Origin of the sequence: Kitasatospora cystarginea (assembly GCF_039533515.1) — a bacterium.
In the GTDB taxonomy this organism is placed as follows: Bacteria; Actinomycetota; Actinomycetes; order Streptomycetales; family Streptomycetaceae; genus Kitasatospora; species Kitasatospora cystarginea.
The window spans coordinates 1-10,253 of record NZ_BAAATR010000088.1; the positions used below are offsets into that span (position 1 = coordinate 1).

Sequence of the window (10,253 nt, forward strand, 5' to 3'; positions counted from 1 at the left end):
CTCGCCTGCGTGATCGAGCGCCCGAAGTCGACTCCCCACAGCAGCCGCAGCGCGGGAACTCCCAGATGGCCGGCGAGAAGCGGCCCGAGCAGGGCCATGGGCTCGTGGACGACGAGGTCCGGCCGCCAGGCGCGCGAGAACTCCAGGGTGTCGTCGGCCATCGCTTCCGCGCTGTCCGCGGCCAGCCGCAGCGCCCCCATTCCCCGTCTGCGTGCGGACGCCGCCGGCCGATCCTCGGTCGACTGATCCGTTGCCCGCCGAGCCGCTGTCGGTGCCTGTTTCGGGCGCCACGTGCCGAACGCGGTGGCAGCGCGGGCCCTGACGTCGATGTCGCTGCCGACGGGCAGGGCCGGCAGCCCCGCCTGGGTGATGGTGGGCGTGAAGGACGGATGGCTGGCCACCATCACCTCGTGGCCGGCGGCCCGCAGCGCCCAACCGAACGGCACCATCGGGTAGAAGTGCGAACCCCAGGCCCACGTGATGAACAACGCGCGCATCGCTCTACGTCCTTTCGGTGCGCCGCCACGGATCACCGTGACGGATCTTCCATGACGGATCTGGCAACCGTCTCCACCTCGCTCCGCCACAGGTCCGCGAGCAGGGTGGCCCGCTGGTCGTCGAGCACGTCGACGCGGTGCCTGATCCGGGCGCTGATCTCGCCGCCGAACCACACCTCCAGCGTCAGTTCGAAGGCCGACTCCGTTTTGAGCCGGGGGATGTGCACGCACTCGACATCGGCCAGGCGCAGGGTGAGGTCGGTCTGTTCCTGTGACACGAAGGCCGCCTGGCACAGGGGTGTGCGATGAGGGTCGCGCGGGCCGCTTTCGCTGACGACCTGCTCAAGTGGCATGAACTGGAACCGCAGGGCTCTGGCCAGCCCGGCGATCGTCTGGTCGAGATCGGAGTCCACGTCGGCGTCACTGCCGCGGAATCTCAGTGGGGCCACCGAGACGAAGCATCCGATGGTGGTGGTGCTCGCCAGTGATGTGCGCCCGCTGACCGGTAGCGCCACCGCGAAGTCGGTCCCGCCGGTGAAAGAGCGCAGGGCCCGCACCCAGGCGGTGAGCAGAATGGCGTTCGGTGTGGTCGCCTTGAGCCTGGCGGCGCCCGCGATCAGGCCGATGTGCCGCGTGCCGAGGGCAACCGACTTCTCGCGGAGCGCACCGGAGGCGGCAGGGGGTGAAACCCGCGGCAGCGGAAGATCGGGGACGCCGACGAGCTCCCTGGCCCACTCCATGAGCGCCTGCTGGTCGGTTTCGGTTTCGGCTTCGCTCTGGTCACGCCAGACCTGCCGGTAGTCGCTGGTCCGGCACGGTGGCGGCGGATTCCCGTGCACCAACTCACGGTAGGCGTCGCTGAGTTCGGAGAAGAACACGGTGGCTGACCACCCGTCGAACGCGGTGTGGTGGGCGGATACGACGAAATGGCCCTGACCGGGTACGTCGCCGGGCACCACCAGGAGCGCACGTACTGGTATGTCCCGGTCCAGCCGGAACGGACGCGCGATGAACTCACGCAGGACCGGTTCGTGTGCTCCTGGATCGGTGCGGCGGACCTCCAGCACCTCGCCCGTGTCCCCCGGCTCGATGACCGTCACCTGCAGGCCGCGGGACTTCTCCCGGCGTATCAGGCTGCGCAGCGCGTTGTGCCGGCACACGACGTTGCGCAGGCTCCGTCGCAGCGCCGTGGGATCGACGGGGCCGGACAGGCGGAAGACGAACGAGTCCATCGCGTCCGGTGACCCCGGGCTCATCTGTTCGGCGAACCAGTAGCGTGCCTGCGGCGCGGGCAGACCGGCGAGCCACCGTACTGAAGCCGGCGCCGTCATGGCCGCCGGACCAGGGACGAGAAGCAGACCGCGAGTGCGCGGTCCACCGCCGCCCGGAACTTCGAGAAGACGGGCGGATCGAAGCGATCGACGGCGCCCTTGGTCACCGACATCACCAGCCGCGCGGTGCAGTCGAACGTGCTGTAGGCGTGGCAGAGGTAGCCGGGAACGCTTCCGAAGTGGCCGATCCCGGTGCATCCGGGGGCGAACTCCCGGCGGAACATGCCGGTGCTGACGCCCGGGTGCGGCGGCGGTGGAGTGAAGGACAACATCTCGGCGAGCAGGGGCGGCGGCAGCAGTCGGCCGTCGAGCAGTGCGGCGAGGAAGGCATCGAGATCTCGGGTGGTGGAGATGATCTCACCGGCGGCCCAGTACCACGACGGGTTGGACCTGGTGACGTCGACGACCTTCAGCTCGCCCTGGTGACGGTAGCCGAGATAGCCGTGGGCATGCGGGCCGGGAATGTCGGTCTGCCGTCCCGGCACAGTGGTGTCGGTCAGACCGAGTGGCGCCGTGATCCGGTCGTGCACCTGCCGCGCGTACGGCGCGCCGGTGATCTCCTCGATCAGGAGTCCGGCCAGGATGTAGTTGGTGTTGGAGTATCCGAAGCCCGTTCCCGGGGCGAAGTGGGCCGGCTTCTCCAGCGCGAACCGGACGAGTTCGTCGGGCTCATAGGGAGTTGCGAGGTTCCGCACGTACTCCTCGCCGTCGGCCGGGAAGATTCCCGGGCCCGAGCTGCCGTCCAGCCGGTTCTCCCCGGAGTAGTTGTACAGACCGCTGACATGCATGAGGAGCATGCGCACGGTGAGCCGGTCGTCCAGGCCGAACCGCGGCAGGTACCGGTCCACCGGATCGTCCAGGTGCACCTCTCCGTCGCCTGTCAGCAGCAGGAGCACCGCCGCCACGAAGGTCTTCGTGACACTGCCCATACGGAACAGGCCGTCGGCTGGCACCGGGCCCGGGGAACCGCGTTCGGCGACTCCGGCGGTGGCGGTCCACTCCCCGAGTCGGTCGTACACGCGAAGCTGAACGCCCGTGGCTCCGGCCGCGATCAGCTCGTCCAAGGCTTGTGCCAGCGCCGTGCGATCCGTGTCACCCGGCGAGCCGACGGCCGCCGTCGAGGTACCCGGCTGCATCCCCATCAACTCCTCCACCTTCCCGTGGTCCTGGCGGCTGTGCGTGGTCACTCGCGGCCGGAGGAAATCCAGTGCGGGTCGCGGGAACGGGCCCCCGCGACCGCATCGGCCACGGTGTCGAGAGCGGCGACATGCTCCTCCGTCAGCACGACCTGTGTCGACGCGAGGTTCTGGGCGATGTACTGCCGCCTCCTGGTGCCGGGAATCGGCACGACCGGCAGGCCGAACTCCCGGCCCTTCGCGTTCAGCCAGGCCAGGCTGACCTGCGCCCGGGTCAGACCGGTCTCCTCAGCGACGGTGGTGATGACACCCGTCGCGGTGAGGTTCGCCGACAGGTTGTCCTCGCTGTAGCGCGGCATCAGCGCCCGCCTGAGATCGTCGGCGGTCAATGATCCCGGGCTGACCGTGCCTGCGAGAAACCCCCGGCCCAGCGGTGAGTAGGGCACGAACCCGACGCCGAGCTCCGCCGCCGTCGGGACGATGCCGGACTCGACGTCACGGCTCCACACACTCCACTCGGACTGCACTGCCGCGATCGGGTGCACGGCGTGAGCACGGCGCAGTTCGCTCGCCGTGACCTCGCTCAGCCCCAGATGGCGCGCCTTCCCGGCGGCTACGAGTTCCGCCATGGCGCCCACGGTGTCCTCGATCGGCACCTCGGGGTCCAGCCGGTGCATGTAGTACAGGTCGATGACGTCGGTTCCCAGCCGCTTGAGGCTGGCATCGGCGCATGCCAACACGTAGGCCCGGTCGCCCCGGGCACGGCGGTTGCCCTGCAGGTCTCCGGTGATGCCGAACTTCGTGGCCACCGTCACCTCGGTACGGCGGTCGGCCAGTAGCCTGCCAACGAGTTCCTCGTTGGCGCCGTGGCCGTACACATCCGCGGTGTCGATGAAGGTGACGCCGATGTCGACGGCGTAGTTCAGGATGTCGAGTGCCTCGGCGGGCTCGACGGGCTTGGCAGCCGGACTGTAGACCGACATGATCGCCCCGAGGCCGACGGGGCTCACACGCAGGTCGTCACTGAGAAGAACGGTCATGGTTCCGTCAGCCTCCAGTGGCCGACTCGGATACCGCTCCAGCGCCGATATCCCCGCGGTCAACCGGCGGATCGACGCGAGCACGGGTGGCTTTCGATGGGCACCGACCATGGTCACTGCCCAGGCCAGAGGAGACCGGAGGGCCCGATGCAGTGCGATTTGTTCCCTTCCTCCAGTGACGCGGTTCTATCAGGCGCGGTCACCGTCCCGCGCCGGACGGCAGGTGGACTGTGACGGCGGCCGGGGCGGACAGCGCACTGCCGTCGTTTCCGATGCGCCGTCCCTGCCCGTTCGGCCTGCCTCCTGCGTACGCCGAGATGCGCGAGCACACCCCGGTTGGGCAGGCGCGCCTCGCGAACGGCGATCCCTTGTGGCTGGTCTCCAGGTATGACGACATCCGTGCCCTGCTGGCCGATCCGAGGATCAGCGCGGACCGGTCGCGGACCGGCTTTCCCTTCCTCGACGCCCAGACCGCCCAACTCGGCACGACACCGGTGTTCCTCGGTATGGACGGCTCGGAGCACCGGGCCCAGCGCCGCATGTTCCTCCCCGAGTTCCTTCCGAAGCGGGTCCTCGAACTGCGGCCGTTCATCCAGCGCTGTGTCGACGAACGCCTCGACCGGCTGATCGCGGCGGGGCCGCCGGCGGACCTGGTGACCTCGCTGGCGCTGCCCGTGCCCGCACTCACCGTCGGGCACATCCTCGGTGTGCCCAAGGGCGAGCAGCACCGGTTCGAGCAGCTCGCGGTGGATGCGATGACGCGTCGGGACCAGGAGGCGTTCCAGGCACTGTTCGACTTCGTCCGGGCGGTCGCCGACAGCAAGCGCGATGCCCCGGGAGACGACCTGATCAGCAGGGTGCTCCGGGAGTACGTCGAACCGGGAGACATCGACTACTGGTCGATGCTGGCCACGGTGTTCGTGATCCTGATGGCCGGTTACGAGACGACGGCCCACATGCTCTCCCTCGGAGTGCTCACGCTGCTCCAGCACCCGCACCAGCTCGCCGCGCTGCGCGCCGAACCGGACCTGATGCTGCAGACGGTCGAGGAGTTGCTGAGGTTCCTGTCCGTCGGAGAACTCGCGGCCGTCCGGATCGCGGCCGAGGACATCGAGCTCCACGGCACGACGATCCGCGCGGGCGACGGCGTGGTTCTGCTGGGGGGCGCGGGCAACCGGGATCCGAGGGCGTTCGATGCCCCGGAGAGCTTCGACATCCGCCGCGATGCCCGCAGGCACCTGGGTTTCGGCCATGGTCCCCACTCCTGTATCGGGGCGGGTGTGGCACGGCTGGAGATGACCGTCGTCTTCACCACCTTGCTGGCGCGCCTGCCCGAGCTGCGGCTCGCGCAGCAGATCACCGACGACGCGGTCGACTACGAAGCCGTGCTCTTCGGGCTCAAGAGGCTGGAGGTCATGTGGTAAGCAAACCATCGTGGGCGGTCCTGCGAGGCGATGCGGAGGTGCCGCCCGCCGACTGGCCGCGAACCCTGAGCGCCGCCCTGTTGCGGGCCGGCCGGGCCGACGGCAAGAGCGTCATCACCATCGACGCCGACGGCCGCCAACACACTGCGGACTACACCCGGTTGATCACCGCGGCCGGTCCGGTGCGGCTTGCGCTGCGTGCCGCGGGCGTCGCCCGCACCGAACCGGTCGTCCTGGCGGTGCGCAACAACTGGCGCTTCCTCACCGCGTTCTGGGCGTGCGTGCTCGAAGGCTGTGTGCCGACACCGATCGGGCCGCCGAGGAGCGGGAATTCAATGGACGCCGACCACCGCAGGTTGGCAGGTGTCTGTGAGCTGCTCGGCGGGCCGGTGGTGGTGATCGACGAGGAGCAGACCCGCCCGGTGGCGGGCGCCCGCTACCTCGACCTGCGTCCCCTGCCCGGCGGGCGGACCGGTGGCGAACCGTTCGACGACATCGCGGATCCCCGGCCCGATGACATCGCCGTGAATCTGCTGACCTCCGGAAGCACGGGCCTCCCCAAGTGCGTGCCGCTGACCAACCGCGCCCTGGCGCACCGCGCATGGGCCGCCGCCCGGCACAGCGGCTTCGGGCCCGACGAGGTCGCGCTCAACTGGATGCCGCTCGACCACGTGGGCGGCCTGGTCATGTGGTGCGTTCAGGCCATCTTCCTGGGCTGCGAGTACATCAACGTCGATACGCAGCGCATCATCGCGGACCCGTTGGCCTGGCTCGATCTGCTCACGAAGTTCGGTGTGACGATGACCTGGGCGCCCAACTTCGCCTACGGCCTGGTCAACAGCGAACTACGGCAGGGAACCGAACGGGTGTGGGACCTGCGGGCGTTGCGGCATGTGCTCAACGGCGGCGAGGCGGTGGTCGGCGCCACCGCGCAGGAGTTCGGCGACCGCCTCGCGTGCCACGGCCTGCGTCCGGACGCGGTGCACCCGAGCTGGGGAATGTCGGAAACCGGTTCCGGCGTGGTGTATTCGTGCTTGGACGCCGCAGATGCGGCCGTGGGCATGCTGCATGTGGACCCGGCCTCGCTCGATGGCGAACTGGCCTTCGTCCACCCGGGCCGGGCGAGATCCATCCCCCTCACGGTCACCGGCGTGCCGATCCCGGGTGTCACGGTCAGGGTCGTCGGCAAGGACGGGCAGGTGCTGCCTTACGACCACGTCGGTGACCTCGAAATCACCGGGGAAACCCTGTTCGGCGGCTACGTCGGGAACGAGGAGGCGAACCGGCGAGCCTTCACCGCCGACGGATGGTTCCGCACAGGCGATCGGGCGTTCGTCAGCAATGGCGAGCTGACCATTGTCGGCCGAGGCAACGACGACGTCGTCATCAACGGTGTCAACGTCCCCGTCCATGACATCGAAGCGGCGATAGAGACGATCGCGGACGTCCGGCCGGGCTTTGTGGCGGTCTGCGGTGTGGACACGCGCCACGGGCGGCAGAAGATCGTCGTCTTCGCGGCCCCGCGCACCGCTTCCGGCCACTCCCGGGAACCGGTGGCCCGCAGGATCCGCGAGGTGGTGGGCCGCGACTTCGGGTTCACACCCGACGATGTGGTGATGGTCGCGGCGGAGTCCTTTCCCAAGACCGCGATCGGGAAGATCCAGCGGAAGCGGCTTGCCGCGGAGTACGCGCGCACCGAGGACCCCGCCTCCTGGATGTTCGCCCCGACCTGGCAGGAGTCGGCGCCTTCGGCACCGGCCGACACGGCGCCGGAGACGTTCCTTCTCTTCCGCGACGCCGAACAGACGTCTGAGCCGACGCCTCCCGGAGTGATCCACGTCTCCCGCGGCCGCGCCTTCCGTGAACTGGAACCGCTGCGGTTCGAGGTCGATCCGGACGACGGCAAGAGCTATGCCGCGCTCTACGCCGCCCTGGAGCGCCAGGGTCTGCGTCCGTCGGCGGCCCTCTACGCCTGGCTGCCGGATTCGGACTTCGAGTCGCGGCCGACACCGGGACCGGAGGTCTTCGACCAGGGCGGACCGGCGTCGCTGCTGACGATGCTCCAGTCCGCCACGCGCAGCCCAGCACCGTTCCGACGCCTGTTCGTCGTGACGCACCATGCGTGCGCGATCCGCCCCGAGGACCCGACCAACCCGCTTGCGTCGATCGCCTCGGGCCTGGTCCGGACCGCGCGGAGCGAAGGCACCGGAATCGACGTACGACAGGTCGATTTCGGTACCGAGGAGACGCTCGCCGACATCCTCGCCACGCTGAGCGCCGAGGCCCACGCCGCCGACGGCGAGGCGGTCGTCGGGTACCGCGACGGGACCAGGTACGTGGCCCGGACGGTTCCGGTCCGCCCGTCCGAGCAGGCCGCCGCGTCGCCGCTGCGTACCGGCGCGACCGCGCTGATCACCGGCGGGCTCGGCGACGTCGGCTATGAGATCGCGCGCCATCTGCAGGATCGGTACGCGATGGACCTTGTGCTCGTCGGGCGGAGCCCCGCGCAGGTGGGCGGTACCGGGACGCCCTCGGAACGGCTCACCGCACTGGCCGGGCGGGGCCGGGTCCACTACCTGTGCTGCGACGCCGGCGATGAGCAGGCCGTCGAGCGCGGTGTCGCGGACATCGAGTCCCGGTGGGGCACGACGGTCGGCCTCGTGCTGCACCTGGCGTCGGAGAACATCGGCGACAACTGGCGTGCACCCGAACAGCACATCCTGACGAACGAGCCGGTCGAGACCTTCCGCACGGTCCTGCGGTCGAAGTTCCTGTCGGCCTGGGCAGCCACGCGGCTGGCCGCACGACGGCCGTCGTGCGCGCTGGTGCTGTTCTCGTCGCTCAACGGGTTCTTCGGCGCCTCACCCTTCGGCTCCTACGCGGCAGCCTGCACCGGGGTCGACGCCTTCGCGCGGCACGGGGCGCGATCGGGGACCGGTCCGGTCCACTGCCTGGCCTGGAGTGTCTGGTCGGGACTCGGGATGAGCCGGAAGGGCGAAGAGCTGAACGCGGCGGCCCGCCGCCGCGGATTCCGGACGATGACCAGGGACGACGCGCTCGAACTCTTCGAGATCGCGCTCGGTGTGGACGAGCGGTACCTGCTGCTCGGGTTCGATCCGGTGCCGGAGGCGGAAGCTGCGGAACCGACGACGGAACCGGCGACGACCGCAGGGCAGTCGGCCATGACCGAGGCGCCGGAGCGTACGAGGCCGCGGACCTCCTGGGAACGCACGGTCGCCACGGTGTGGTCGCAGGTCCTCGGGACAGCGGACATCGAGATCGACACCAGCTTCTTCAGCATGGGCGGAACGTCGATCATGGCGATCCGGTCCGCCGCGATCCTGGCCGACACCTTCGGCGCCCGTATTCGGGTCACCGACCTCTACGACAACCCGACCGTACGAACGCTCGCTGACCTGGCCCAGCGGATCACCGAGCGCGATCCGGAGTGAGACCGACCGGCCATGGGGAGCACGGGGGAAGAGGGGGGCACCTCATCCCCCAGCCTCCGGCCGGGGGGATCCCCAGGCCGCCAGGCTGGGGGAAGAGAGCGCAGCGGCGCTGCGCTCGACGAGGGACGCGCGTCCGAGGGCCGCTCCTCCCCGATGGCGGGTAGGAGTGGGAGGGAGACAGCTGTCGGCACGTGACGCCGCGGGCCCCATGCCGGTCGGTCCAAGCCCGCGGCCCGTTCGCCTGACGCAGTGGCAGGCGAACGGGCCGCGAAGACGTTACTGACCGCCGATTGCGGGCTGCGGCTCGTTCGCGTCGGCGGGCGGCTCGGTGTCCACGTGCCCCAGCCTCGGCTCCGGCGCCAGCGGGCTGAGGTGGAATACCGCCTCCGCGGTCTCGTCGCCGTCATTGCGGACGCGATGCCTGATCCCGATCGGAATCATGATCGCCTCATTCGCGCCGAGCTCGATCACCCTGTCGTCGACGGTCGCCACCATCTCGCCCTTGACCACGTAGAGAAACTCCTCGGAGTACGGGTGGTAATGCTCCGAGACCGATTCACCCGGTTCGAGTTTCACCAACCCCATGAACCCCGACGTGGAGCCGGTGAGACTCGGGCTCAGCACAACCCTGAGGTCGCCGCCCCTGCGGCGGTTCGGTGTGATCTCGTCCGTCCGGATCTTTCGCACCATCGCGCGGTTCGCCCCAGGCATCCTGGCTCGCCTTTCCCTTCCCGTCAGCCGCCCTGTCGGCCGCTGATGTCTTCCGGTGAGCGTCAGCCGGACCTGTCGAACATCGCTGGAAAGTCACTCGTACACCGGTTCCCCAGATATGCACCAGCCGTCCCCGAGCCATCCACGGCACGTTGTCCGGGAAAGAAACGGCGCTATTCGAGCGAGTGGGGCAGAGCGATGCGTGCGTTGTTCATCACCTGGGCTTGGGGATCCCATTTCTATCCCATGGTGCCGTTCGGGTGGGCACTGCGGGCCGCCGGCCACGACGTGATGGTGGCCAGCCAGCCCTCCTTCGCGGCCACCATCACCCAGGCGGGGCTACCGGCCCTGCCCGCAGGGGCCGACGTCGACGTCTACGGACCGCTCCGCGAGACCTACCGCGGCTGGCAGCCGAGCCGCGACCGGACCGCTGCCGAGAAGGACGCCCGCGAACGCCAAGGGATCACCTCGCTGCAGATGGCCGTCAACTGCGCGGAGGCGACGGCCGACGACACCCTGGAGTTCTCGCGCTCCTGGCGGCCGGACTTCGTCGTCTACGAGCCGCTGGGATTCCTCGGCCCGGTCATCGCGGACGCGCTAGGCGTCCCCTCGCTACGGCTGCTGTGGGCGACCGACTCCGCCCGCAAGATCCACCGCGTCGA

7 protein-coding genes and 1 pseudogene are annotated in these 10,253 nt (G+C 69.6%); 3 read left to right on the top strand and 5 right to left on the bottom strand.

The genetic code is table 11. The features are described from left to right. The 4 genes from ABD369_RS39255 to ABD369_RS39270 form a co-directional block, all read right to left on the bottom strand. Nucleotides 1–497, bottom strand: a 497-nt coding sequence (locus tag ABD369_RS39255) for a glycosyltransferase family protein (protein ID WP_486327354.1), incomplete at its 3' end; no start/stop codon positions are given. Between the two features lie 32 nt (nucleotides 498–529). After that, on the bottom strand, nucleotides 530–1,828 hold the full coding sequence (locus ABD369_RS39260) for a condensation domain-containing protein (protein WP_344641436.1): 1,299 nt from the start codon (nucleotides 1,826–1,828) through the stop codon (nucleotides 530–532). Then, nucleotides 1,825–3,015 (bottom strand): serine hydrolase domain-containing protein, encoded by a 1,191-nt coding sequence (locus ABD369_RS39265; protein WP_344641437.1) that lies wholly within the window; start codon nucleotides 3,013–3,015, stop codon nucleotides 1,825–1,827. The genes ABD369_RS39260 and ABD369_RS39265 overlap by 4 nt, the downstream gene beginning before the upstream one ends. Continuing rightward, entirely contained in the window at nucleotides 3,012–4,004 is a 993-nt protein-coding gene (locus tag ABD369_RS39270; RefSeq protein ID WP_344641438.1) for an aldo/keto reductase, read from the bottom strand. Before ABD369_RS39270 ends, ABD369_RS39265 begins: the two co-directional genes overlap by 4 nt. A 230-nt stretch (nucleotides 4,005–4,234) precedes the next feature. On the opposite strand from ABD369_RS39270, the gene ABD369_RS39275 reads away from it, so the two are divergent. Both ABD369_RS39275 and ABD369_RS39280 read left to right on the top strand, forming a co-directional pair. Next, on the top strand, nucleotides 4,235–5,428 hold the full coding sequence (locus tag ABD369_RS39275) for a cytochrome P450 (protein WP_344641439.1): 1,194 nt from the start codon (nucleotides 4,235–4,237) through the stop codon (nucleotides 5,426–5,428). Further along, nucleotides 5,422–8,880, top strand: coding sequence for an SDR family NAD(P)-dependent oxidoreductase (locus ABD369_RS39280; protein ID WP_344641440.1), 3,459 nt, complete (start codon nucleotides 5,422–5,424; stop codon nucleotides 8,878–8,880). The genes ABD369_RS39275 and ABD369_RS39280 overlap by 7 nt, the downstream gene beginning before the upstream one ends. Before the next feature lie 276 nt (nucleotides 8,881–9,156). Here ABD369_RS39280 and ABD369_RS39285 read toward each other — a convergent pair whose 3' ends face one another. Beyond that, the gene (locus ABD369_RS39285; RefSeq protein WP_344641441.1) at nucleotides 9,157–9,570 is read right to left on the bottom strand and encodes a cupin domain-containing protein; all 414 of its coding nucleotides are present in this window, start codon (nucleotides 9,568–9,570) and stop codon (nucleotides 9,157–9,159) included. A 267-nt stretch (nucleotides 9,571–9,837) separates the two neighbouring features. Here ABD369_RS39285 and ABD369_RS39290 point away from each other — a divergent pair. Beyond that, nucleotides 9,838–10,253 (top strand): annotated as a pseudogene (locus ABD369_RS39290) (hypothetical protein); the annotation flags it as partial.

What these genes read in the sequence shown, in the direction of transcription:
- ABD369_RS39285 (WP_344641441.1), bottom strand. Translation starts at nt 9,570, where the DNA reads ATGGTGCGAAAGATCCGGACGGACGAGATCACACCGAACCGCCGCAGG.
- ABD369_RS39260 (WP_344641436.1), bottom strand. Translation starts at nt 1,828, where the DNA reads ATGACGGCGCCGGCTTCAGTACGGTGGCTCGCCGGTCTGCCCGCGCCG.
- ABD369_RS39270 (WP_344641438.1), bottom strand. Translation starts at nt 4,004, where the DNA reads ATGACCGTTCTTCTCAGTGACGACCTGCGTGTGAGCCCCGTCGGCCTC.